The organism is Rhodococcus sp. 14-2483-1-2, from assembly GCF_002259405.1.
GTDB lineage: Bacteria > Actinomycetota > Actinomycetes > Mycobacteriales > Mycobacteriaceae > Rhodococcoides.
Genome location: NZ_NPFW01000009.1, coordinates 12,025 through 35,787 on the forward strand (window position 1 = coordinate 12,025; position 23,763 = coordinate 35,787).

The window sequence follows — 23,763 nt, forward strand, 5'->3', positions numbered from 1 at the left end:
CCGAAATCAGTTGGCGCCGGCGGTTTCGATACCGGCCTGCATGTCCGTGATCGCCTGGTCGACGCTCTTCTCACCCTTGATGGCGGCAGAAACGTTGTCCTGCACTGCCTTCGAGACGGCCGGGTAGAACGGGGTGACGGGACGCGGAACTGCGTTCTCGATGGATGCCTTCAATGCGGGAAGGTACGGCATCGCGGCGATCAGTGCGGGATCGTCGTACAGCGACGAGAGCACGGGCGGCAGTGCGCCCTCGGCGATGATGCGCTGAGCCTGCTCACCCTGCAGGAACCGCAGGAAGTCGGCAGCAGTGGCCTTGTTCTCGGAGTACGCACTGATCGCGGCGTTGTATCCACCGAGCGTCGAGGTGCCGACTCCGGTGACTCCGGGAAGCGGTGCGACCGAGTACTTGCCGGCCACAGCCGAGCCTTCCTCCGCCGCGGTGCCGTAGACGTACGGCCAGTTACGCAGGAACAAGGTCTGACCGTCCTGGAACGCCTGCTGGCTCTCGGACTCCTTGAACGTGGTGTCCTGGGCCGGGATGACGCCGGTCTCGAACGCGGTGACGAGGGTCTGCAGTCCGGCCTTGGCCTCCGGGCTGTCGACGGTCGGGGTCTTGCCGTCTTCGGCGACGATCGATCCGCCGTGCGCGTTGATGATCTCCGACGCGTTGGCCGTCAGACCTTCGTACGGGGCGAATTGCCCGGCGTAGCAATCGATGTTGTTGTCCCGGGCGACCTGGCAATCCTCGGTGAGCTCGGCCCAGGTGGTGGGCGCCTCGGGGAGCAGATCACTGCGGTAGTAGAGCAGTCCGCCGTTGGTGTTCTTCGGCGCGGCGTACTGCGTGCCGTTGTAGGTTGCGCTGGCGACGGTCGCGGGGAGAACGCCTGCGTTGTCGAGTGCGAACTCGCCCTCCAGCGGCACGAGCCAGCCCTTGGCCGCGAACTCGGCGGTCCAGACGACGTCGAGTGCCATCACGTCGTAGTCGCTCTGCTGAGCCTGCAACTGCTGCACGAAGTCGTCGTGAGCCTGATCGGCGTCGGCGGACTGTTCCTTGAAGGTGACCTGCTCGTCGGGGTGGCTGGAGTTCCACTCCGAGATGATCTGCTGGACGACACCGGTCTCGGTGGTGTCCTGGCCCTCTACATAGGTGATAGGTCCACGGCCGTCGGCGTTTTCGGATGCAGCACCCGAATCGCCGCTCGAACCGCTGTCGCTCGAACAACCGGTGAGCGTCAGCAGCGTGGCTGCCGTAGCAACCACCGCCACCTTCGTGATCAAAGACGCCATTGTTTTCTCCACTAACTTCTACACGGTGGTATGCGCCCGGAGATAGACCCGCAGAATCGTGCTGTGATGCTCCCCCGACACATATGTCGATGGGAACTGTGGCACACAATGCACCGAATGGTGGTCGTTATCGCGTTCCTGAATCGGTCAACCCGGATGTGTCGGAGTCGGCCGGTAGCCTCTCGCTCATGAGTTCGGACAAGATGCTGACGCGGATCGGCGGACTGCTACGCCAGGCCGAGTCCACCGACAATCCACACGAGGCCGAGGCCTTCATGGAGGCAGCTCAGCGTTTGGCCACGTCGGCGTCGGTCGATCTGGCGGTTGCTCGTTCGCACAGTGCGTCCAGGGAGCGGCAGTCGACGCCCAGCCAGAAGGTCGTCCCCATCGGAGAGCCGGGCAAGCGTGGGCTCAAGACCTATGTGCAACTGTTCGTGGCCATCGCCCACGCCAACGACGTCCAGTGCGACGTGTCCCGATCGTCGACGCAGGTGTTCGCCTACGGTTTCGACTCCGACATCGAGACCACCGAGGCCCTCTATTCCTCGCTGCTGATTCAGATGGTGCGAGCCTCGGACGCGTACATCAAGTCCGGTGCCTACCGATCCGAGACAGCCATCCGCACCGTCACCGAAATCAAGAATCGTCGACGCTACACCCGGCGCGAGGAAGTGCCCGTCGCTGCCGTGACGGCACGGCTGAACTTTCAGACCGCGTTCGCGTCGCGCATCGGTCAACGGCTCGGCGAAGTGAAGAAGGACACCGAGGCCAAGGCCATCGAGCAGGAACAACAGGGTGCTGGGACGGCACTGGTGTTGCGCAACAAAGAGATCGAACTACGCGACTACTACCGACAGACATCGACCGCGCGCGGACACTGGCGGGGCCAGAGCGCCAACGCCGGCTACTCCGAGGGTGCCCGAAGGGCCGGGGATCGAGCGGGGCGAAACGCAAGAATCGGTGGTCATGCAGAAATCGACGGAGCGAGCAGGCAGTTGGGTCGCTGACTACTGCGTTCGGGCCGAGGCCGCGAATACCGGCCATCCGATGTGGGTGCGCCACGACGTCGAATCCTCGGTATCGCGTGGCCCGACGGCGTAGACCTCGCGAACGGGCCCCGCGATGGCGAGGCCGTTGGTCTCGACGTACACCCCGAGAGCGCCGTAGGTGACGTCGATGTCGTCATGAGGCCCGTGATGTACCGTCACGGCGAGTTCGGTGGGCTGCAGCGTCAGCGGCCGAATCCTGTTGACAGACAGCGTATTCAGCGTGGGAATGTACACCGTCATGATCCCGCGGCCCTCGGTGAACAACTCGTTGTCGTACAACCCACCCGCAGGACCCGTCGGCTCGACTCCGGCCGCATCGATCTCGGCCATCGCCGTGCTGTACCAGCCGAGCACCTCGGACGCGTCGACCACCTCGGAAACGGCTGCGACCGAACACTGTTCGGTGAGTATGCGTCGCACCTCGATAGTGGGCGGTGTCGGATCCAACAACCGGCGCAGCGCCGTCACCGCTGATCGGGTGTCGTCCAACTGCCGCTCGAGCCGAGTGAGGTGTTCGGTGATCAACCGGGCTCGGGCGTCGGGATCCGGCGTGGTGACGATCGCCCGCACCTCACGCTCGGGCATCTGCATGCTGCGGAACCGTCTGATGATCTGCGCCGTGGCGACCTGATCCGTGGCGTAGTACCGGTAGCCGGTGAAGTCGTCGACGGTGGCAGGTTCGAGCAACCCGGACTCGTGATAGCGCCGCAGAGTCTTGACCGACAGGTGCGTGATGCGAGAGAACTCGCCGATCGTCAGCAATCCGTTCATGTCGACATTCTGACCCCTCCCGGTGGGGGAGAGTCGACTCTCCCCGAGGAGGAGCGTGACGGGTCAGTCGAGGCGCGCGAGCACCAACCGAAGTCCGATGACGCTGGCGATGGGGAACAGGGCCGCGACCAGCCACGGGATGGCTGCGCCCCAGCCGGTGTCGGGGGCGGCGTCGATCACCACACCGAGTGCGGTCGATCCGATGAGCACGCCGATGCCCCCGAGTGAGGCCATGAATCCGTAGTACGAGCCCAGTCGACGTTCGGCGGCCATGCGCGGCACCAGATCCCTGGCCTGTGGCATGGCGATCATCTGACCCAGTGCCAGCAGCAGGACGAACAGGGCGGCCGGGACGAGACCCACCACGCCCTGCAGCTCGAGGGGGGAGGTGGCCGCGACGAGCGCGAACGACGCAGCCATGACGGCGAATCCGATCGGCAACGTGACCCGCGGTGATACCCCGGCGACGCGTCGGGTGATGGGCAGTTGCGCCGACACCACCAGTACTGCCGAGATCGCGAAGAACCAGCCCAGCACGGTCTGCGAGCCCCAGGCGCGTTCGACCTCGAGAGGCAGCAGCAGGTACAGCTGGTTGTAGGCCACCAATTGCGCGCTCATCGCCACCGCGAACAGCACGAAGGTCCGGTTGCGCACCACGTCGGTCCAGCCCGACAGCCATGGGTCGTCACGATGTTCGCCGCGCTCACGCGGCAGCCACCGCACGTGAGCGGCGATGACCAGAACGAAGATCGCCGCAGCCACGAGGCACGCGATCCTGAAATCGACGAGCAGCAGTACCGATCCGACGAGTGGGCCGGTGAACGAGCCGATCTGACTGCACACCGACATCAGCGCGAAGCTCTCGACACGGGTTGGTCCGCCGTCGCGTTCACTCTTGCCCGCCTCGATCGCCACTGCGGATTCGACTGCGGGAGAGAACAATGCGGCCGCAAATCCGATCGCCACCGTGGCGATCAGCACGGCAGGCAGCGAATCGGCGAAAGCGAGACCCACGAATCCCAGTACCCGCAGAGCACAGCCGACGAGAACGACCGGTTTGATGCCCCATCGATCGGCGAGGGTGCCACCGACGAAGAACAGTCCCTGCTGCGAGAAGGTCCTGATCCCGAGGACCACTCCGACGAGTGCGGCACCGAGCCCGAGGTCGCCCGTCAGATGCACCGACAGGTAGGGCAACACCATGAAAAAGCCGATGTTGAAGGTCATTTGGGTGAGGACGAGCAAACGGACGGTGGGGGTGGCGCGCCGCAGATCGACCAGAAACGACCACCGCCATCGCGTCGGCGACCTGTCGGTCCTCGAACTCATGTAACGCGCCCTCCTGCATCGACTTTCTCGACGACGCTACCGGTCTTGCGCACACGCCCCGAGGTGGCACCGGCGAGCGAGACTGCGAGAACCGCCAGTGCAATCAAGGACGCGAGCGGAGCGGCGGTGACCCAGGGTGCTCGCTCGACGGCCGCGACCCCGTCGGACAGTATCAATCCCCAATCCGCAGTGGGGGGTTGCGGTCCGAGGCCGAGGAACCCGAGGGCCGCGAGAGCGAGAGCGACGCCGGGCAGCCGAATCATGGCGTGCCGCAGCACTACCGGAACGACGCTGGGCACGATGGAGCCGAACAGGATTCGCGCGTTCCCTGCCCCGAGTGTCGGCAGGATGGAGATGTACGGCCGAGCGCGGGTCTCCTCGACGAGAGCGGCAGTGTGCGCGGCGAGCGGAGCCCACGTGACGATGAGAACCGCGACGGCCGCCCCGCCTGCACTCGGACCCCAGATCGCTGCGATCAGAATGCCGGTGACCACCGGCGGTGCCGCATTGGTCACCTCGACCAGACCACGCGATGCCCGCGGAACCAGTCCCAGCAGCACGCCGACCACCAGGGCCCCGAGCGTGACAGCCAGCGACAGACCGATCGACCGCAGTGCGCCCTCGGCGACGCGGGCCAACAGATCTCGACCCGACGCGTCCGTTCCGAAGGGGTGGGCCGCTGATGGGGCCGCGAACTTCTCCCGCGTCGTCGCCTGGCCGTCGCGAGGGAGTCCGGCAAGCACCATGACCAGTAGGACGGACGCCGCAGCGATCGGCACCAACCACCGTCGCGGCGACGGATGAAAGACGCCGGACGGGATGGGCATCGCCTTCTCGTGCAGTGCGCTGCCGAGCAGCAGCCGTCGGGCCAGTTCGGCCGCGACACCGAGAGCAGCACTGACGGCCAGTAGAAGAACGATGTCGATCTGCAGGGCGGGAAGATCCTGCGACTGCGCGTCGCCCAGAGTGGTGCGGCCCAATCCCGGTATGGCGAAGACCTTTTCGACGGCCACTGCGCCGCCGGTCATGGCCACCATGACCAGACCGATCTGCGACGCGAGCCCCGGAAGGGCGCGGCGCAGGACCGCCCCGGCGATCTGGGGCCGCGAGAAGCCTGCGACCGTCCACGTGATGACCCACCCCTCGGTGAAGGTGACGGCGATCGCGTCGGCGAGCAGTCGCCCGATCAGCCCGCCCGCAGGCAACCCGAGCGCGAGCGCAGGTAGCACCGCGTACTCGGGACCACTCCAGCCGTAGGCCGGAAACGACAACCACACGGCACCGAGAACAACGAGTACCGACGCGAGCAGAAACTCCGGCATCGAGGTCAGCGCTGCGGCGACACCGCCACCCGTACGTTTCGGGGTGCCGCGCAGTCCGGCCCGCACGCTGGGGACGACCACGAGGGCGGCGACGGCGATCGCAACGAGCATCGCGAAGCCCATCAGCGTCATCGACACCAGTAGCGCATCGAGCGCCCCTGGCAGCACCGGCTGCCCTGTGTTCCACGATGTTCCGGGATTGCCCGACGCGATGCCGGTGAGCCAGTCCCAGAACATTCGCCACGGCCCCGCATCGAGTCCCAAATCGCGGCGAATTGCGTTCAGTGCCTCGGGGGTTGCTTCCTGCTCGGCCGAGCGGGCCCGCAGAATGCTCAGTGCCGGATCGCGATTCGACAGCCACGGCAGCATCCCCACGAGGATGACGACACCGGTGACGGCAACCAGACGCGAGACGGTTGTTCTCACTGCTTACTCGAAGGCGGTCTGGTTGGTGATGAGCGTGCGTTCCCGCGGATCGCGGGCGACACCGGTGAGGCCTGCGGATTCGCCCTGGATGACGCGTTCGTGCAGCATCGGCACAGCCGCATCCTTCTCCAGGATCAGCTTCTCGGCGTCCAGGATCGCGGCGCGGCGGTCGTCTCCGGGCTCGGTGGCCGAGGCGCTCGCCAGCGCCTCGTCCACCTGCGGGTCGCAGAACTGGGAGATGTCGAACGATCCCTCGCAGGCGAAGTCGGAGTACATGTATGCCACCGGATCACCGGAATCGAGCACGGTCGCGCGGGAGAGGATGAAGGCATCGAATGCGCCACTGAGAGCGTCGGTTTCGATGAACTGGTACTCGCGCACCACCTGCTCGACCACGAAGCCTTTCGCCTCGAGTTCCTGCTGCAGCAGTACGGCGACCTCGGGGAGTTCGGCACGGTCGGTGAAGGTGGCGAGAGTGATCTTCTTGCCGGTCGCATCGCCCGCCGGTGTCTCGGTGCGCGCGGGACGGTCCGCCGCCCACGGCAGCGCGGGGCCGAGCAGTCCGTTCGCTGCGTCTGCGCGGCCCTCGTAGACCTGCTCGACCAGACGATCCTTGTCCACCGACTCCCGCGCGGCGGCGCGCATGGCCGGATCCGCGAATACGCCGGCCGACGTGTTCAGGTACAGGGTGTTGGTGCGCGGCATCGGAACCTCGTGCACCAGTGACGGGTTGATGTTGCCGGCCTGCGACACCGGAATGGCCTCCACCACATCGGCGGTGCCGTTGCGGAGCGCTGCTGCGCGGGCCGTACCGTCGGGCACGAAGTCGACGTCGATGCCGGCGAGCTTCGCGGGCTCACCCCAGTAGTTTTCGTTGCGGTCCAGCGTGGCACTGGACGTGCCGTTCACTGCGGTGAGCACGAACGGTCCGGTGCCGGTTCCGACGGGGTCGCTGCCGCCTGCAGAGTAGGCCGCGGGTGCCAGGATGGCGAGCTGTGGGCTCGAGAGTCGTTGCGGCACCAGCGGATCGATGTCCTCGGTGGCCACCTCCACCGTGTCGTCGTCGGCGGCGGTCACCGTCAGCTCGACACCGTCGAGGATGCGCGGCTTCGGCGCGGCGGTAGTGGCAGCAGTCAGTGCGGTGACGACGGCGGCGGAGTCGAGTGGCGCACCGTTGTGGAACCTCACGTCGGGTCGGAGGTCGAAACTCCAGGTGCGCTCGTCGACGCGACTCCAGTCGGTGGCCAAACCAGGCTGGGCATCACCGAGATCGTCGAGGGTGACGAGAGTTTCGGCGGTGGACCAGCGCGAGAGCTTGAAGGCATCGTCGCTGAACTGCGAGAGCCCCGAGCGTGGCGGTTGCAGCATCGCAACGCGGGCCCGATCTGCGGTGTCGTCGGCGGCACCCGACGAGAAGCAACCGGTGAGCGTAAGGGTGCCTACCGCTGCCAGGGTGCCGATGCGGAACATGTTAATAGTCAAAGGATCTCCTGTGATAATCATGCAAGCCGGGGTACGGCGTCGATCAGATCTCGGGTGCGGAAGTGCTGCGGTTCAGTGAGAATGTCTCGCACGCCGCCGGTTTCGACGATCCGGCCGTCGTGCATGACCGATACGTCGCTGCACAGTCGAGCGACCGCCGACAGGTCGTGGCTGACGATCAGCACTGCGCTGGGCAGTCCCGCAAGGACTGCGAGGACCTGCTCGCGCAGATCAGGGTCCAGTCCGCTGACCGGCTCGTCCGCCAGCAGGTACTGCGGTTCGCATGCCACCGCACGAGCGATCGCGACGCGTTGATTCTGACCGCCGGACAGTTCCGGCGGTCGGCGCTGCAGATAACGCTCGTCCAGTCCTACAGCAGCGAGTGCGGCACCTGCCTTGGCTCGATGATCGCCGTCGACGCCGAGGAGTCGCAGCGGCGTCGCCACCAGATCCAGGACACTGCGGCGTGGGTCGAGGCTGGTCGCAGGATCTTGGGGTACGTACTGCACGAGTCTGCGAAACCATCGGAGCGATCGCACGGAACCGGGACGTACTGTGCGCCCGTCCACTTCGATGGTTCCTTCAGAGGGCACATCCAACGCCAGCAGCATGCGCAACAACGTGGTCTTCCCCGAACCGGATTCGCCGACCACTCCTGTTCGACCGTCCGGCGGCAGCGAGAACGAGACACCGTCCACTGCGGTCCGAGACGAGCCGTGCCGAACGTAGGTGCGAGTGATACCCGTGGCCGTCAAGCCCGCACTCATCGCGCCACCAGCTGACGGAATGGGTCGGCGGCGCGAGCTCGATCGAGCATGCGTACCACGAGATCGGACTCCGGACTACCGAGAATCGCTGCCGTGGAGCCAGATTCGACGATACGCCCCGAATCGAGAACCATCAGGTAATCACACAGCCGCGCGGCGACGGCGATGTCGTGTGTGATCATCAGCAGCGATGGCACCTCCCGCAGAGCGTCGAGAACCCGCGCCTGGCTCATCACGTCGAGCGCCGTCGTCGGCTCATCGGCAATCACCAGTGAACTCGCGCGCGCCAATGCGACTGCGATACAGACGCGTTGACGTTGGCCGCCGGACAGCTCGAGGGGGTGCGAGGCCAGGATGCGTTCGGTGTCGCGCAGACCCACGCGCTCGAGCAGTGCGGAGGCGTCGGGCGTGCGTAGTTGCCTTCCGACGGTGACCATCGGGTTCAGCGCGGTGGCCGAATCCTGGAAGACCATCGCCGGTCGGGCGGTGCGCGGCCTGCGGGGCGTCGGAACTCCGGCGACGTCGTGGCCGTCGACGGTGATGCGGCCGGTGCAGGTGATGCCCGGTGGCAGCGCTCCGACCAGTGCCGACGCGATCAGCGACTTTCCCGATCCCGACGCGCCCAGCAGGCCGAGGCGTCGACCCGCGGGGATCTCGAAGGACACGTGCCGGGCGATGCGGGTACGTCCGGCATCGATGCAGAGGTCATCGACGGCCAGCACGGTATCTCCTCAGCCTAGACATGTGAACGAATTCGACAATCGTTATCGATAGAAGACTGTAGGCGAGCCGGACGGACCACACAAATTAGGCTGGCCGGATGAGCAGGGCGAGGGACGCGCAGCGAGCGGCCGTCTACGACGCAGAACAACTGGTCCGCACCATGTTCGATCGCGCCGAGGAGCGGGGCCTTCGCATGGTGCAGGTGATGGGTTCGCAGATCACGCTGCCGATCGAGCGCAAGTTCGCCTCCATCGGCTCGGTGCAGGCGTACGTCGACGCAGTACTCGCACTGGAGTGGGTGGCGGCCACGTGGCCCGAGGCCGGCCGCACGATCACCGTCCGAGCCCGCTCGGGATCGGGTGCTGCGCACTACGAACCGGACACGGCCACCATCGCCGTTCCCTTGCATCACGGCAACAGAGCGTGGGCGCTGCGAGAACTGGTGGTTCTGCACGAGCTTGCGCACCACTTCGCAGACGAGAACGAGCAGCAACACGGAGGCGCATTCGTCGATCGCTACATCACGCTCGTCAGCGAGATCGTCGGCTCCGAGGCCGGGTTCGTGCTGCGGGCGATGATGGCCGAGAGCGGCGTCCGCATCGGCTAGTGGTTTTCGGGTGCATCATGGGAGACGCAGCCCACACGACGAGGAGACCTTCATGACCGTCAAGATCGGTGTTCAGCTTCAGCCCCAGCACGCTCCCGATTACCAACTCATCCGCGACGCGGTGTTGCGGTCGGAGGATGCGGGCGTCGACATCGTTTTCAACTGGGACCACTTCTACCCGCTGTACGGCGATCTCGACGGTGCTCATTTCGAGTGCTGGACGATGCTCGGTGCCTGGGCCGAGCAGACGTCGAACGTCGAGATCGGCGCACTCGTCACCGGCGGCGGTTACCGCAACCCGGATCTGTTGGCCGACATGGCGCGCACCGTCGACCACATCAGCGGGGGCCGCTTGATCCTCGGAATCGGCGCCGGCTGGAACGAGAAGGACTACGACAACTTCGGCTACGAGTTCGGCACGGCCGGTTCGCGTCTGGCATTGCTGAAAGAGAGCCTCGCCAGAATCCGCCACCGCCTCGACGTCGGAAATCCGGCCCCCACCCGCGACATCCCGATCCTCATCGGCGGCGGCGGGGAGAAGAAGACGCTGAAGATGGTGGCCGAGTACGCACACATCTGGCACAGCTTCGCCGACCTCGAGGCGTTGAAGCGCAAGTCGGAGATCCTCGCCGAGCACGGCACCACCGTCGGACGCGACGTCTCGGGGATCACCCGGTCGGTCTCGTGGCCCGGCGCGGACACCGCTCAGGACTTCGTCGACGCCGGAGCAACGCTGTTCACCGTCGGCGTCAACGGACCCGAGTACGACCTGGCCGAGCTGGGCCAGGCCATCGCGTGGCGGGACGCGCACAAGTAAGCCAGCCCACTCCAGTTCGTTGAGCGAAACCCTTGCGCGTGCCGCGTTTGGGTGAGTGGGCCCTGGTCCGCTTAGGGTTTTGTACATGGTTGCCGTACGCGCCTCACGCGCGCTCGTGGTTCTCGTTCTCGGACTGTTGATGGCCCTCACGCTCGCCGCGTGTGGCACGTCGAACTCCGATGATCAGGCGGCTGCAGGTCCGACCGACCTGTGTGCCCCTCCCGGAGTCGACAGTGCGTCGTCCACCCCGACGAACTTCGACGCTGCCGCAGCGGCCGCGACGGAGGACAGGTACACGACGGAGAACGTCACTCCGCTGGACCGAGTGGACACGAACGCTCTGGGATTGGCGACGCCGGGAGTGCTCACCGTCGGCACCCTGTCCGACGCCCCGCCCAGCATCTGCCTGGACTCGACCGGCCAGTACACCGGCTACGACAACGAGCTGCTGAAGGCCGTCGCCGACAAGCTCGGCCTGCAGATCAACTTCTCGGGTACCGAGTTCTCGGGTCTGCTCGCGCAGGTTGCGGGCCGCCGTTTCGACGTCGGTTCGTCCTCGATCACAACGACTGACGAGCGCCGCAACACCGTCGGGTTCACCAACGGCTACGACTTCGGCTACTTCTCACTCGTTGCTCAGACCGGCGGCCCGATCAGCAGGTTCGAGGACCTGAACGCGGGCAGCAGGATCGGCGTGGTGCAGGGCACCGTGCAGGACGACTACGTGGTGAACACGCTCGGCCTCGATCCGGTGAAGTTCCCGGATTACAACACCGCCTACGCCAATCTGCGGACCGGCCAGATCGACGCGTGGGTGGCCCCGTCGCAGCAGGCGGAGGGCTTGGTCAAGCCGGAAGACGGCACGGCGATCACGCAGAACACGTTCTCGCTGAACAACTTCGTCGGCTGGGCCGTCGCTCGCGACAATCAGCCGCTGATCGATGCGCTGAACTCCGGCCTCGACGCGGTCGTCGCCGACGGCACGTGGGCCACGCTGTACTCCGACTGGGTTCCTCGCGAATTGCCCGACGGGTTCAAGCCGGGAAGCAAGGCCGCCCCCGAGCCGGAGCTACCCGACTTCGCCGCCATCGCAGCACAGAACGACGCGAATGCTCCCGAAGCCGTTGCCGTTCAACCCAAATCCACGCTCGCGCAGCTGGGGGACACGTTCTTCGACTGGTCGCTGTACAAGTCCGCCATCCCCGACCTGTTCAAGGTGGGTCTGCCGAACACGCTGATTCTGGCGTTGGCGTCGGGCATCATCGGTACGGTCCTGGGCATGCTGCTGGCCCTGGCCGGCCTCTCTCGCACGCGCTGGCTGCGCTGGCCGGCGCGCGTCTACACCGACATCTTCCGTGGATTGCCCGCCGTGGTCATCATTCTGATCATCGGACTCGGCATCGGACCGGTGGTGCAGGGTGTGACCGGCGGCAACCCGTACTGGCTCGGCGCTGCGGCACTCTCGCTGCTCGCCGCGGCGTACATCGGTGAAATTTTCCGATCCGGTATCCAGAGCGTCGAGGCCGGGCAGATGGAAGCAGCGCGGGCACTGGGCTTCAGTCGTCGTCGCTCGATGAACCTGGTTGTCGTCCCGCAGGGTGTCCGACGCGTCCTGCCTGCGCTGATGAACCAGTTCATCTCACTGATCAAGGACTCGTCGCTGATCTACTTCCTCGGATTGCTCGCCACCCAGCGTGAGCTGTTCGCGGTCGGTCGAGATCTCAACGCGCAGACCGGAAACCTGTCCCCGCTCGTCGCGGCCGGATTGTTCTACCTGGTGCTGACAGTGCCGCTCACCCATCTCGTGAACTACATCGACAAGCGACTGCGCACCGGCAAGGCCGAGCAGACGCTGGACCCGGTCGAGCAGGCCGTCGTCGTGGAAAGAGGCTGACATGACTTCTGTTTCGCTCGTGGGCAAGGACATTCACCTGTCCTTCGGTACCAACAAGGTGCTGCGCGGGGTGAGCATCGACGTCCCGGCCGGCACGACCACGACGGTCATCGGACCGTCGGGCTCGGGCAAGTCGACGCTGCTGCGTGCTCTCAATCGACTGCACGAGCCGGAGCAGGGCGACATCCTGCTCGACGGTAAATCGGTGCTGAAGGACAACCCCGACCAGTTGCGGCAACGCATCGGCATGGTGTTCCAGCAGTTCAACCTGTTCCCGCACAAGAGCGTTGCCGACAACATCGCCCTCGGCCCACAGAAGCTGCTCGGCCTGTCCAAGGAGGCGGCTCGCGCGGCCGCGATGGATCAGCTCGAGTTGGTCGGTTTGGCCAACAAGGCGGATTCGCGTCCGGGCAATCTCTCCGGCGGACAGCAGCAGCGCGTCGCCATCGCGCGAGCACTGGCCATGAAGCCCGAGGTCATGTTCTTCGACGAGGCCACCTCCGCTCTCGACCCCGAGTTGGTCAAGGGCGTGCTGGCATTGATGGCCGACCTCGCCAAGGGCGGAATGACCATGGTGGTGGTGACCCACGAAATGGGATTCGCGCGATCGGTGTCCAACCGGGTGCTGTTCATGGATCACGGCAGCGCCGTCGAAACCGGAACGCCGGAACAGTTGTTCGACGATCCGCACACCGACCGACTGAAGACCTTCCTCTCGCAGGTGCTGTAGCACGTTAGGGCATCCTCGTTGTCCGCGACTTCACCTGAACGTTCCTTTACTTTCGCTTTTGGGTGACAGCGTGCCGTGTCATGAAGCCACTACCCTTGTTCGCGGTTCACGACGGAAGCTCCAAGCGCTCATCATTGACGTGCAAGTACAAGTGCGGCGATGCGTGCTTCCACGAGATTCCCAATACGTCGAAGGGCGAGTACTTCGGCGACATCGTCAAGACCGCGATGTCGCGGCGTGGCGTCATCAAGGGTGGAGCGATGGCAGTGCTCGCCGTGGGCGCGGGCAGTGCTCTCGCGGCATGCTCGACCGACGAGCCCGCCACCACCGGAAGCGGAACCTCGAGCACGTCGGGTGCCGATACCCCGCCCGTCGACGGTGTGGATTTCGTTGCGGTGGAACCGAACACCGAGGACGCGGTCGTGGTACCCGAGGGCTACGAACAAGGCGTCGTCATCCGCTGGGGTGACGCGGTGGTGGCAGGCGCACCGGCGTTCGACTTCGACAACCAGACGGCCGCTGCGCAGGAGAAGCAGTTCGGCTTCAACAACGACTTCGCCGGCCTGCTGCCGATCGAGGGCACGCCCAACGCGCACCTACTGGTGGTCAACCACGAATACAGCACCGAGCCGGCGATGTTCAAGGGCTACGACGCGGAGAACCCCACCCGCGAGCAGTTCGATGTCGCCCTTGCCGCACACGGACTTTCGGTTGTGCAGGTGCAGGGGGAATCCGGCACCGGCAAACTGACGCCTGCCATGGGGCAGTACAACCGCCGCATCACCGGCACCACCGAGTTCGTCGTCACCGGCCCCGCCGCGGGCAGCGATTTCCTCAAGACGAGCGTCGACCCCACCGGCACCACGGTGTTCGGCACGTTCAACAACTGCTCGGGCGGCCTGACACCGTGGGGAACGGTGCTCTCCGGCGAGGAGAACTTCAACCAGTACTTCGGCAACGCCGAGTCGGTCACCGATCCCGTGATGGCGCAGCGTCTCTCGCGCTACGGAGTCGAAGGTGCCGCGAGCGACCGCAAGTGGGAGCGCTTCGACAAGCGCTTCGATCTGGCGCAGGAGCCCAACGAGGTCAACCGCTTCGGATACATCGTCGAGGTCAATCCGTGGGATCCGCAGTCGGCCCCGATCAAGCACACCGCGCTCGGCCGTTTCAAGCACGAGGCCGCAACGATCCACGTCACCGATGACGGCACCGTGGTGGCCTACAGCGGCGACGACGAACGCTTCGACTACATGTACAAGTTCGTCTCCAGTCGAAAGATGATGCCCGGCACCGGCCAGGCCGCGATGCGCAACAACCTGACGTTGCTCGACGCGGGCACGCTGTACGTCGCCACCCTCACCGGCGATACTCCCGACGAGATCGACGGATCCGGCACCCTGCCGTCCAACGGTGAATTCCGTGGCACCGGAACGTGGATCCCGCTGCTCGAGACCGGCGAGAACGGCCGTGGCACGTCCCTCGTCGACGGTATGTCGGCCGAGGAGGTCGCAGTGTTCACCCGTCAGGCAGGCGACAAGGTGGGCGCAACCAAGATGGACCGCCCCGAGGACTTCGAGCCCAACCCGGTGACCGGCAAGGTCTACGTCGCGCTGACGAACAACTCCAACCGCGGCACCGAGGGCAAGGCGGCCGCCGACGAGGCCAACCCCCGCAACACCAACAAGAACGGTCAGGTGCTCGAGCTCGACGACGACCACGCGGGCACGTCCTTCACCTGGAACCTGCTGCTGGTCTGCGGTGACCCGAACGAGGCCGACACCTACTTCGGCGGCTTCGACAAGAGCCAGGTCAGCCCCATCTCGTGCCCCGACAACCTGGCGTTCGACGCCAAGGGCAACCTGTGGGTCTCCACCGACGGCAATGCTCTCGACTCCAACGACGGCCTGTTCGCCGTAGTGCTCGACGGCCCACGCCGAGGTGAGACCCGCCAGTTCCTGACGGTTCCCGCCGGCGGTGAGACCTGCGGTCCCATCGTCTCCGACGAGCGGGTCGTGGTGTGCGTACAGCACCCGGGCGAGAGCGACGACGCCACCGCCGACGCACCGATCTCGCATTGGCCCGACGGCGGCGACACCCAGCCGCGGCCCTCCGTCGTCGCAGTGTGGAAGTCTGCGTAGCAGTTCGGAATCGGCAGTGAACCGAAAGCGCCCGCAGTCGAAAGCAGTCGACTGCGGGCGCTTTTCCGTTCTCGCGCTACTGGTGTGGTTGCGAGACGTACAGGTGGACGGGCGTCACCAACGAGCCAGTGCCCTCAACGATTCCGGCGTGCCCGCGTAGTGATTGACGTCGGTACGCCCGTCGATTCCGGGAATCGTGCCGCGATCGGTGAACTGCCAGAACAGCCACTGAGTCCAGCCGCCGGGCAGCGGCCCCAGCTCGTCGTCGTAGTCGGCGATCCACAGCGGATAGTTGTTGAACTCGTGGGTGTCGGCCATCGCCGTCCGCCAGAAGTTCGGATAGGTGTAGATGATCGGCTGACGGCCGGTCAGCGTCTGGACGGTATCGAGGTACCGGTGCGTCCAGTCGATCACCTCGGCTGGCGACCGGCCCTTCGCATCTTCGAGGTCGAGCACGGGCGGCAGATCGCCAGGTCCGTTGATGCCCAGCACCAGTGCCGAGTAGTACGCGCCCTGCAACTCTGGCGAGAGCGTCACATCGGCGTAGTGGTACGCCCCGCGCGCCACGTTCGCCGTACGCATGACGACGGAATCCTCGACGAAAAACGGGTTGACGTAATCCAGCCCTTCGGTGGCCTTGACCATCGCGAATCCGTGGCCTGCAGCCTTGACGGCGTGCCAATCGATCGCGGTGCCGTCGATGTGTTGCCACGACGAGACGTCCGGTCCCTGCGGAACGGCGGACGCTATCCCTGGCGCAGCACAGGCGATGACACCGACCGACAACAATCCGAACAGGGCACGCAACGTGCGGGAGAAGACCACTCGGGTGAGATTAGGGGCCCGGACCTGGGCACTCAATGGTGAACAGTCACTAATGCACTCTGTTCACAGACGTGGTTGAGTCGTCACTGATGAGACGTGGGTAACACTCACGCTGCCGACAGCGACATACCCAGAGTCGGCACGAACAAACCCAATGGAAACACGAACTACATCTCTTGGCTCGGAGGCGCACCCATGACTGTCGTGAACGATCTCTCGCATCTGGCTCTCACGGAACTCGACCCGTCCGACTACGCGGTGCCGACCATCGCGCCGATCCGAAGCACCGGACACCTCGACCCTGTGTTCTGCATCCATCCCCTGGTGGGTCTGGTCGACTGCTACGTGGGTCTGGCAGCTCACGTCGACGACGACCGCCCCATCTACGGCGTCCAGGTACCCGCGTCCGGTGAGCGCGCCGAATCCTTCGCAGCACTGGCGGCGCAGTACGCCGACGACATCGCTCGCATCCAGACCGACGGTGCCGTCCACCTTCTGGGCATGTCGTTCGGTGGAGTTCTCGCCCACGCCATCGCCGTCGAACTGCAGAACCGGGGCATCACCGTCGGCGCACTGACGCTGCTGGACAGCGACCCTGTGCTGGCCCGCGCCGAGGGCGTAGATCTCCTCGGAGCCATGGGCGACGAGATCGATCGCAGCCATGTCGAGGAACTGCTCGCCGTCGCGTCGCACAACGACGAACTCGTCCAGCGCCACCTGCCCGGCATCTACTTCGGCGACATCCTGGCCGTCTCGTCCCTGGGCACCGACTCCGGTTCCGCGTGGCATCCCTTCGTCTGCGGCACCGTCGCCAAGTACCTCGTGCCCGACGCAACCTCGTTCGACGTCGTCGGCCCTCTCGTCGAGAGCTACCTCGACTGACCCTGCTCGCTACCCCAGCCAGTCCAGCACGGCCGCGGCCGTCCAGGATTGCTGCATGCTGCCGAGCGGCTTGCCCGTGAACGGCTCGTAGTACTCGGCGAAGCTGCCGTCGCTGGCCTGGCGCAAGCCTTCGTCGCGCAGCGACAGTGACCGCTCCGACCACCCCCGACGCGCAAACGCCCACGAGAACAGCCACGTCATCACCGGCCATACCGGCCCGCGCCAATACTCACGGGCACGGAAATCCTTCGACACCGGCGACGTCGACGGCGGAACCGCGTACCGCAGATCCGGATGTCCACAGAATCGTGTGCCCTCGAAGATCCGCAGTAGGTTGCGCTCCTGCTCGCGCGGCAGTCCGCCGCACAGCAACGGAGCGAACATCGCGATGGTCTCGGTGCCGATCCACTGACCCGTCCGCAGATCGAAGTCACGGGCCCCACCGGAGCGCGCGTCCGTCGTCGCGATGACTCCCTTGCGGAACTTCTCCGCCCACGACCGCAGCTCCCGAACATCGGAGTGGGGACGCGAATGGTCCTCGCCGATGGTCGCGAGCACATCGCAGGCCACCGCGAAGATGGCGCTGACGAACACATCTTCGACGGCAAAGCTCATTTTCGTCTTCAATGCGTCGTCGTCGTACCCGACCTGCTTCATCTCCTCGACGAGCCAGATGTAGCGGTCGTACTCGAGATTGCTGGGCCGCTGGGAGGCATCGGAGATGACCGCCTTGTCCTCCCGAAAGTACGGATCCATCTCTCCGGGAACCACGTTCGCGTAGGCCGAATCCCACCGTGGCGAATTGTCCATCCCCGACTCCCAGCCGTGGAAGACGGCGACTCTTCCGTTGTCGTCGACGTCGCGGGCCTGGGCTAGCCAGCGATGCCACCGCACCAGATCACCCCAGCGTCGATCGAGAAACTCCTCGGCGACGGCACGCGTCGTGCGTCCGTGGCGCTTGGAATGATCGAGGATGCGCTGCACGGCAATCGCGTGCACCGGTGGCTGGGTGATGCCCGAGGTCTGCGGGTTCATCGGCGCGTGCGGGGCGAGCGTGCCGGTGGCCCACCGCGCCGGACCGGGAAAGTATCCGTCGACACCGTTGGCGAAGACGATGTGCGGGATCATCCCGTTCTTCCACTGCGCCGAGAGCAGCGTGTCCATTTCCACCACGGCGCGCTCGACACTCAGCGGTGCCAGCCCGACGGAAACGAACGCCGCGTCCCAACTCCACATGTGCGGATACAGCCTCGGGGCCGCGCTGGTCATGGTACCCAGGTCGTTGCCCCTGAGCAGATATGCCGCGCGCGCCGCCAACTGCGTGGAAGTGAAACCTCGATCGCCCATGCAGACAGTTTGCGTCCGCGCGCGCGATTCCGCTCGTTTCGATTGCGGACCGACCCTGTCCGCGATCCTTCCTACAGTGGTTTTCACCAGCCCACCCAGGAGGAAACAATGGCCACCGAGAACACCGACATCGAGAAAATGCTCGCCGAACAGCGCGCGAACTTCCTCATCACGGTCCGCGGCATCAGCGAAGAACAGGCGCACACCCGAACGACCGCCAGCGAGCTCACCCTCGGCGGACTGCTGCATCACGTGATCAGCAACGAACGGCACTGGATGAAGGTGATCGCCGAACTCGACGACACGGCCGAGTTCGACATGGAATCCGCCGGTGGCGAATACGTCATGGCCGAGAACGAAACGGTCGCGGGGTTGATCGCCGAATGGGAAGAGGTGGCACGCTCCACCTCGGCTGCGCTGGAGACGTTGGACCTCGACCTGTCGGTCCCGGTGCCGACGGCACCCTGGGCACCCGAACGCATGTGGCAGAGTGCGCGATTCACAGTGCTGCACATCCTGCGCGAGATCTCCCAACACGCGGGACACGCAGACATCATTCGCGAAGAACTCGACGGCTCGAACACCACCCAGACCTGGGCGGCCGCGGCGGGGATGAGCTTCTAGACCGTCTGGTTACTGTGGCTGTATGACTCGTACTGCGTTGGTGACCGGAGCAAGCCGTGGCCTCGGGGCCCACATCGCCCGACTGCTCGCCCCGGATCACCACGTCCTGCTCGGCGGACGATCGACCGAGTCTCTCGCACCGATCGCGTCGGAACTGGCCGGATCCACCCCGTGGCCGGTGGAGCTGACCGATCCCGACGCGGTGGCGGCGGCCGCGGCGGGCATCGATTCTCTGGACGTGTTGGTGCACAACGCCGGAATCGCGGCGCTGGGGACGGTCGAGGAGTCGACGGCCGAGGATTGGCGGCGACAGTACGAGGTGAACGTCATCGCCGTCGTCGAGCTGACCCGGCTGCTGCTGCCGGCGCTGCGAAAGGCGAACGGTCATGTGGTGCTGATCAATTCGGGTGCCGGCATTCGCGCGAACCCCGGTTGGGGCGGTTACGCGGCGAGCAAGTTCGCACTGCGGGCCTTCGGGGATGCACTGCGGCAGGAAGAGCCGGCGCTTCGCGTGACCTCACTGCATCCGGGACGCATCGACACCGAGATGCAGCGGGAAATCGTCGCGCACGAGGGTGGGGAGTACGACGGCTCGAAGTTCTTGCAGCCCAGCACCGTTGCCCGTGCAGTGCGCAATGCGATCGATACGCCTGCCGACGCTCATCCCACGGAAGTGGTGCTGCGCACCAGGTGAGTGGAAATGCCCTCGGTCGTTGCGCAGGCTCCACTCCGGCCTCGTAGTAGGGGTCGAGTTTCCGCTCATAATAGGTGGTTTGGCGTAAGACGCTGAATTGCATCCTCCGCGCGCCTTCGGTGAGCACCCGTTCAGCGCTGTGTTGCTCTGTGGGCGTGCGGTTCACCGAGGGTCGTCGAGTTGTGCTTGCATCGTCGTGGTCAGCTCGCTGAGGAAGCTTTCGAATTGGGCCAGAAGTTCAGGGTCGTGGGTGGCCATCATCGCGTCGAGACGGTGTCCGAGGGGGCCGAAGAATTGCTCGGCCATCTCGTGCACGTTCGACCCGCTGCGTAGGGTTACCGTTCGGCGGTCAGACCCTTCTCTGGTCCGCACGACGTGCCCGGCACGTTCGAGTCGGTCGATCAACGACGTCGTCGCGCCCGAGGTGAGCAACACTCGCTCGGCCAATCGGGATGGTGACAACGGCCGACCGCGTTCCTCGGCGTAGACGATCTCCATCAGGGCTTCACCGTCGGTGGCGTGCAAACCTGCCCACTGAGAGAACCGTCGACCGAACTGGTTGAACGCCGACCCGTAGATCCGAAGCCCCTCCATCAATCGCGCGCGTTGCTCGGCGATATCGGGATGTTGATCGGCCATCGAACTCCTTCACCCTTCTTTTCGCACACACGCCCAATCCGACGCACCGGGTCCGAGTTGACACTTTACTGCGCTCCAAAGTAACTTCACCATCAAGCTACTTTACTATGGAGGTATTCGTGACCGGAATTTCCCAATCCACCCGGCGCTGGTTGGGGCTGATCGCAATCGCCCTCGGAGTTGCACTGATCGTGGTCGACACCACCATCGTCAATGTCATCGTCCCCTCGATCATCGATGATCTCGGCGTCAATTCCGCTCAGTCGCAATGGATTCAAGAGTCCTACGCCATCATCTTCGCCGCGCTGCTGCTACTGGTGGGACGCATCTCCGACATCATCGGAGCTCGCCGTATATTTCTGATCGGTGTCGTGGTCTTCGGACTGTCGAGCTTGCTCGCAGGACTTGCCTCGAGTGGCGGCCTACTCATCGGTGCCAGATTCCTCCAAGGTGCAGGTGCCGCACTGATTCTGCCGACCTCGCTGGCGCTGTTGAACTCGATGTTCACCGGCCAAGCGCGTGGACAGGCGTTTGCAGTGTGGGGGTCGACCATCGGGGCCGCGTCGGCCCTGGGTCCACTGCTCGGTGGATGGCTTGCCGAACATGCCTCCTGGCGTTGGGCATTCGGAATCAACATCCCACTCGTAGTTCTCATCCTGATCGGTTCCGTCCTGTTCCTCGACCGTTCCCCCCGTGGCAGTGGGCGAGTCGATGTTCTCGGCGCACTACTGTCGATTGCAGGCCTGGGCCTGCTGGCGTTCGGTTTGATCGAGGGAAGAACCTACGGCTGGATCACCTCGTCCGAACCGTTCGACGCGTTCGGTGTCAGCTGGAGCGGTGGTCTGTCGCCGGTGTTCGTGGCACTGGTCGTATCGGTGTTGTCGCTCATCGCTTTCACGCTGCGCCAACGCGCTCTCAGTCGAGGCGAGCAGGCCGGCGAAGCACTGATGAATACCCGACTGTTCGCCATCGCGTCGTTCCGCGGAGGGAACATCGCGACCTTGCTGATCGGTCTCGGAGAATTCGGCATCATCGCGGTGCTACCGCTGTGGCTTCAATTCACGCTCGGGTACAGCGCCCTACAGGCCGGACTGATGCTCGTGCCGATTGCAATCGGCAGCTTCGTCGCCAGCGGTGCCAGCTTCGGGCTGGCCGCGAAAGTGACTCCGCTCAACCTCGTTCGGCTCGGACTGGCGTTGGAAGTGATCGGTCTTGCGGGCCTCGGCCTCGTCGCCGCGGTGGACAGTCCGTGGTGGCACATCGCTCTCGTGTTGTTCTTCTATGGAATCGGAGTCGGATTCGCCACCGCGCAGGTCACCAACGTCGTGCTCAACGATGTGCCCGAATCCAGCGCCGGCCAAGGCTCCGGTATCCAGAGTGCCTTCCGTCAGTTGGGATCCGCGCTCGGTATCGCCGTATTGACCACCACGTTCTTCACCACCCTCGGCTCCCGACTCCGGGACAGCCTGGCCGGAGCACAGGACGCCGACGCTCTCACGCGGTCGGTCACCGACAGCGCCGGCGGCGCAATAGCGGGATACGCCGGCCGACCCGAAACCGAGTTCGTCGCCGACGCTGCTCGCGCTGCCATGACTCACGGCATCACCCTCGGCGGCTACATCGCGGCAGGCTTCGTCGTGATCGGCTTGATCGCCACCGCCCTGATTCCGAACAGGCCCACTCCGACAGAATCGATCGTCCGCAACGATGGTGCCGGCCTGTGAACTTACGATCGTCACCACAGGACGAAAACACGAGCAGCCGGTCCCACTGCGCCGAGCCGCAGAAAGATCCGGATTGCCGTCGCGAACAGCCATCGCGCTCGAGCACATTCGTCGAGATGTTCTACGAGGCGAACAGGCAACCCCGCACTACCGCAGGGCATCTCAGCACCGAAACGAACCGGAACATCGAAAGATGAGTGTCGCCTCGATTCTCCTCGACGCGAGATCACCACCTCCAGGGTGGATACCGAACTCTCCTCTCCGACTTGACAAACCCCGGCCCGCCCGCGGGAGGTCCGCTATCCGTCGCGAGCGCACGTTTCCGCCACTGAACAAGGCCATGAGGGTGACGCAGACGAGGTTGCTACCGTTCTTCTCGCAATGTTGTGCTGTTCGGACCTGAAGGGGCGGTAGTCGTGAACTCCAGACCGACCCCGCGTGACCAGTTTCTGCAATCCGCGTACCGGTTACTGGCTGAGCTGGACACGACCGATCTGGCGCGCTCGATATCCATAGCGGATGTCGTCGACGATGCCGGTCTGTCACACCAGACGTTTCACAACACGTACCCGGGCAATTCCCGCAGCGGCGGTTCGGGCGGTAAGGAAGCATTCGTCGCGGACCTTCTCGACAACCTCACCGTGAACTACAGCGGGACCGTCGCATCCACCGATCCGACGACCGGCTTGCGCGACGCGGCTGCCCCTGTGTCCGCCCTGTTCGATGACCTGACGTCGGGATTGATGCGACGCCGCCTCATCGCCGTGCTGTTCGCAGCCGACCACGACGGAGCCCGCAAGGCCGTCACCCCGGAGTTCGATCGACTCGATGCAGACTTCCGCACCGTGGTGGGTCAGGCGATCCAGGCCCAGGGTGGGTCCGTGCGTCGGCCGTTGTCGTTGACGTCCCTGTCCACTGCCCTGGGCGCACTTCTCGATGGCTACGCGCTCCGCGAGATGCTCACGCCCGGTTCGGTTGCCACGGGGGAAGTAGCCAACACAGTCACCTCGATACTGCGATGGGCCATCGACCCGGTGCATTCCGATCGAAATTCGCCCGAACCCGAACCCGTCGACGCGCTCGAGGATGCCGCTTTCCTCCGCCCCGATCTGGAGGCCGACGTCATCGCGGCGACGGAGGCGCTCTTCCTCGACAACGGATACTTCCTGGTCACGCTCACCGACATCGCTGCAGCAGCACGAATCCGAGTCGGGGATCTTCGACGCCTGTTTCCCAGCAAAGTCGACATCATCGTCGCCGCACTGAAGCCCGAGTTCGATCGCGTCCTACGGTTGCGTCGAGCCGACGAGCGCCTCGGCATCGAGCCCGCCGTTGCGCTGCAACGCACCCTGATCTCGCTGGCGGAGTTCGTGATTCAGAACCGCGCGATGAGCTCGGGAATGCTCCTCGCCTTGAGCTTCGAGCAGTTCCAGCAGCCGAGCACGATCACGACAGTCATGGAGAACCTGTATCTACCCGCCGCCGTCGTCCCCATCCTCGAACGCGGACGCGAAATCGGTGTGTTCGGCGACGAGGCACCCGTGCCCGAGGTGGCAATCATGCTGACCAACAACGTTCTCTTCCGATGCCTGACGCGCCCTGACGACACCGCGTGCGACGTCGTCACCGGTGTGCTGCGAGTACTGATGCCGGGAGTATCGACCAGGACGCCCTGACATCACCCGA

At 65.0% G+C, this 23,763-nt stretch carries 21 protein-coding genes; 11 read left to right on the forward strand and 10 right to left on the reverse strand.

The genetic code is table 11. The features are described 5' to 3' along the window. Positions 1-6: 6 nt before the first annotated feature. Positions 7-1,287, reverse strand: coding sequence for an ABC transporter substrate-binding protein (locus tag CH295_RS09120; RefSeq protein WP_037195231.1), 1,281 nt, complete (start codon positions 1,285-1,287; stop codon positions 7-9). A 188-nt stretch (positions 1,288-1,475) separates the two neighbouring features. Between CH295_RS09120 and CH295_RS09125 the strand changes: the two genes are divergently transcribed. Further along, positions 1,476-2,294: a DUF2786 domain-containing protein gene (locus CH295_RS09125; RefSeq protein ID WP_094740592.1), complete on the forward strand. Its 819-nt coding sequence runs from the start codon at positions 1,476-1,478 to the stop codon at positions 2,292-2,294. Here CH295_RS09125 and CH295_RS09130 read toward each other — a convergent pair whose 3' ends face one another. The 6 genes from CH295_RS09130 to CH295_RS09155 form a co-directional block, all read right to left on the reverse strand. After that, entirely contained in the window at positions 2,295-3,107 is an 813-nt protein-coding gene (locus CH295_RS09130; RefSeq protein ID WP_094632224.1) for a MerR family transcriptional regulator, read from the reverse strand. A gap of 63 nt (positions 3,108-3,170) precedes the next feature. Further along, the gene (locus CH295_RS09135; protein ID WP_094740479.1) at positions 3,171-4,436 is read right to left on the reverse strand and encodes an MDR family MFS transporter; all 1,266 of its coding nucleotides are present in this window, start codon (positions 4,434-4,436) and stop codon (positions 3,171-3,173) included. Then, entirely contained in the window at positions 4,433-6,184 is a 1,752-nt protein-coding gene (locus tag CH295_RS09140) for an ABC transporter permease subunit (protein WP_212556156.1), read from the reverse strand. Before CH295_RS09140 ends, CH295_RS09135 begins: the two co-directional genes overlap by 4 nt. A gap of 3 nt (positions 6,185-6,187) precedes the next feature. Beyond that, positions 6,188-7,666 carry an ABC transporter substrate-binding protein gene (locus CH295_RS09145; RefSeq protein ID WP_252341974.1) on the reverse strand — a complete coding sequence of 493 codons (1,479 nt, stop codon included), beginning with the start codon at positions 7,664-7,666 and terminating at the stop codon, positions 6,188-6,190. A gap of 17 nt (positions 7,667-7,683) precedes the next feature. Then, a complete protein-coding gene (locus CH295_RS09150; RefSeq protein WP_094740481.1) occupies positions 7,684-8,433 on the reverse strand; it encodes an ABC transporter ATP-binding protein in 750 nt (249 codons plus the stop codon). Continuing rightward, positions 8,430-9,155: an ATP-binding cassette domain-containing protein gene (locus tag CH295_RS09155; RefSeq protein ID WP_094740482.1), complete on the reverse strand. Its 726-nt coding sequence runs from the start codon at positions 9,153-9,155 to the stop codon at positions 8,430-8,432. The genes CH295_RS09150 and CH295_RS09155 overlap by 4 nt, the downstream gene beginning before the upstream one ends. A 98-nt stretch (positions 9,156-9,253) precedes the next feature. Here CH295_RS09155 and CH295_RS09160 point away from each other — a divergent pair, with 98 nt between their 5' ends. The 5 genes from CH295_RS09160 (at position 9,254) to CH295_RS09180 (ending at position 15,342) form a co-directional block, all read left to right on the forward strand. Next, positions 9,254-9,763 (forward strand): TIGR04338 family metallohydrolase, encoded by a 510-nt coding sequence (locus tag CH295_RS09160; protein ID WP_094740483.1) that lies wholly within the window; start codon positions 9,254-9,256, stop codon positions 9,761-9,763. Between the two features lie 52 nt (positions 9,764-9,815). Next, positions 9,816-10,580, forward strand: coding sequence for an LLM class F420-dependent oxidoreductase (locus CH295_RS09165; protein ID WP_094740484.1), 765 nt, complete (start codon positions 9,816-9,818; stop codon positions 10,578-10,580). Between the two features lie 85 nt (positions 10,581-10,665). Beyond that, positions 10,666-12,474: an ABC transporter substrate-binding protein/permease gene (locus tag CH295_RS09170; protein WP_094740485.1), complete on the forward strand. Its 1,809-nt coding sequence runs from the start codon at positions 10,666-10,668 to the stop codon at positions 12,472-12,474. Between the two features lies 1 nt (position 12,475). Next, complete coding sequence (locus CH295_RS09175) at positions 12,476-13,204, forward strand: amino acid ABC transporter ATP-binding protein (RefSeq protein ID WP_037195243.1); 729 nt, start codon at positions 12,476-12,478, stop codon at positions 13,202-13,204. A gap of 80 nt (positions 13,205-13,284) precedes the next feature. Continuing rightward, entirely contained in the window at positions 13,285-15,342 is a 2,058-nt protein-coding gene (locus CH295_RS09180; protein WP_094632208.1) for a PhoX family protein, read from the forward strand. Positions 15,343-15,456: 114 nt separating this feature from the next. Here CH295_RS09180 and CH295_RS09185 read toward each other — a convergent pair whose 3' ends face one another. Then, on the reverse strand, positions 15,457-16,167 hold the full coding sequence (locus tag CH295_RS09185) for a glycoside hydrolase family 25 protein (RefSeq protein WP_170945837.1): 711 nt from the start codon (positions 16,165-16,167) through the stop codon (positions 15,457-15,459). Positions 16,168-16,362: 195 nt separating this feature from the next. On the opposite strand from CH295_RS09185, the gene CH295_RS09190 reads away from it, so the two are divergent. Continuing rightward, positions 16,363-17,049 (forward strand): thioesterase domain-containing protein, encoded by a 687-nt coding sequence (locus CH295_RS09190; protein ID WP_094740595.1) that lies wholly within the window; start codon positions 16,363-16,365, stop codon positions 17,047-17,049. A gap of 9 nt (positions 17,050-17,058) precedes the next feature. Here the strand turns inward: CH295_RS09190 and ggh are convergent, their stop codons facing one another. Continuing rightward, a complete protein-coding gene (ggh, locus tag CH295_RS09195) occupies positions 17,059-18,396 on the reverse strand; it encodes a glucosylglycerate hydrolase (protein WP_094632204.1) in 1,338 nt (445 codons plus the stop codon). A gap of 108 nt (positions 18,397-18,504) precedes the next feature. On the opposite strand from ggh, the gene CH295_RS09200 reads away from it, so the two are divergent. Together CH295_RS09200 and CH295_RS09205 are read left to right on the forward strand one after the other, a co-directional pair. Next, a complete protein-coding gene (locus tag CH295_RS09200) occupies positions 18,505-19,020 on the forward strand; it encodes a DinB family protein (RefSeq protein WP_094740486.1) in 516 nt (171 codons plus the stop codon). 22 nt (positions 19,021-19,042) lie between these two features. Next, positions 19,043-19,714: an SDR family oxidoreductase gene (locus CH295_RS09205; RefSeq protein ID WP_094740487.1), complete on the forward strand. Its 672-nt coding sequence runs from the start codon at positions 19,043-19,045 to the stop codon at positions 19,712-19,714. A gap of 162 nt (positions 19,715-19,876) precedes the next feature. Here the strand turns inward: CH295_RS09205 and CH295_RS09210 are convergent, their stop codons facing one another. Then, positions 19,877-20,353, reverse strand: a complete 477-nt coding sequence (locus CH295_RS09210) for a MarR family winged helix-turn-helix transcriptional regulator (protein ID WP_212556157.1) — start codon at positions 20,351-20,353, stop codon at positions 19,877-19,879. A 119-nt stretch (positions 20,354-20,472) separates the two neighbouring features. Here CH295_RS09210 and CH295_RS09215 point away from each other — a divergent pair, with 119 nt between their 5' ends. Next, the gene (locus CH295_RS09215; protein ID WP_252341975.1) at positions 20,473-22,077 is read left to right on the forward strand and encodes a DHA2 family efflux MFS transporter permease subunit; all 1,605 of its coding nucleotides are present in this window, start codon (positions 20,473-20,475) and stop codon (positions 22,075-22,077) included. 416 nt (positions 22,078-22,493) lie between these two features. Next, positions 22,494-23,753, forward strand: coding sequence for a TetR/AcrR family transcriptional regulator (locus tag CH295_RS09220; RefSeq protein ID WP_094740489.1), 1,260 nt, complete (start codon positions 22,494-22,496; stop codon positions 23,751-23,753). Positions 23,754-23,763 lie beyond the last annotated feature (10 nt).

What these genes read in the sequence shown, in the direction of transcription:
- CH295_RS09120 (WP_037195231.1), bottom strand. Translation starts at nt 1,287, where the DNA reads ATGGCGTCTTTGATCACGAAGGTGGCGGTGGTTGCTACGGCAGCCACG.
- CH295_RS09125 (WP_094740592.1), top strand. Translation starts at nt 1,476, where the DNA reads ATGAGTTCGGACAAGATGCTGACGCGGATCGGCGGACTGCTACGCCAG.
- CH295_RS09130 (WP_094632224.1), bottom strand. Translation starts at nt 3,107, where the DNA reads ATGAACGGATTGCTGACGATCGGCGAGTTCTCTCGCATCACGCACCTG.
- CH295_RS09135 (WP_094740479.1), bottom strand. Translation starts at nt 4,436, where the DNA reads ATGAGTTCGAGGACCGACAGGTCGCCGACGCGATGGCGGTGGTCGTTT.
- CH295_RS09150 (WP_094740481.1), bottom strand. Translation starts at nt 8,433, where the DNA reads ATGAGTGCGGGCTTGACGGCCACGGGTATCACTCGCACCTACGTTCGG.
- CH295_RS09160 (WP_094740483.1), top strand. Translation starts at nt 9,254, where the DNA reads ATGAGCAGGGCGAGGGACGCGCAGCGAGCGGCCGTCTACGACGCAGAA.
- CH295_RS09165 (WP_094740484.1), top strand. Translation starts at nt 9,816, where the DNA reads ATGACCGTCAAGATCGGTGTTCAGCTTCAGCCCCAGCACGCTCCCGAT.
- CH295_RS09170 (WP_094740485.1), top strand. Translation starts at nt 10,666, where the DNA reads ATGGTTGCCGTACGCGCCTCACGCGCGCTCGTGGTTCTCGTTCTCGGA.
- CH295_RS09175 (WP_037195243.1), top strand. Translation starts at nt 12,476, where the DNA reads ATGACTTCTGTTTCGCTCGTGGGCAAGGACATTCACCTGTCCTTCGGT.
- CH295_RS09180 (WP_094632208.1), top strand. Translation starts at nt 13,285, where the DNA reads ATGAAGCCACTACCCTTGTTCGCGGTTCACGACGGAAGCTCCAAGCGC.
- CH295_RS09190 (WP_094740595.1), top strand. Translation starts at nt 16,363, where the DNA reads ATGACTGTCGTGAACGATCTCTCGCATCTGGCTCTCACGGAACTCGAC.
- ggh (WP_094632204.1), bottom strand. Translation starts at nt 18,396, where the DNA reads ATGGGCGATCGAGGTTTCACTTCCACGCAGTTGGCGGCGCGCGCGGCA.
- CH295_RS09200 (WP_094740486.1), top strand. Translation starts at nt 18,505, where the DNA reads ATGGCCACCGAGAACACCGACATCGAGAAAATGCTCGCCGAACAGCGC.
- CH295_RS09205 (WP_094740487.1), top strand. Translation starts at nt 19,043, where the DNA reads ATGACTCGTACTGCGTTGGTGACCGGAGCAAGCCGTGGCCTCGGGGCC.
- CH295_RS09210 (WP_212556157.1), bottom strand. Translation starts at nt 20,353, where the DNA reads ATGGCCGATCAACATCCCGATATCGCCGAGCAACGCGCGCGATTGATG.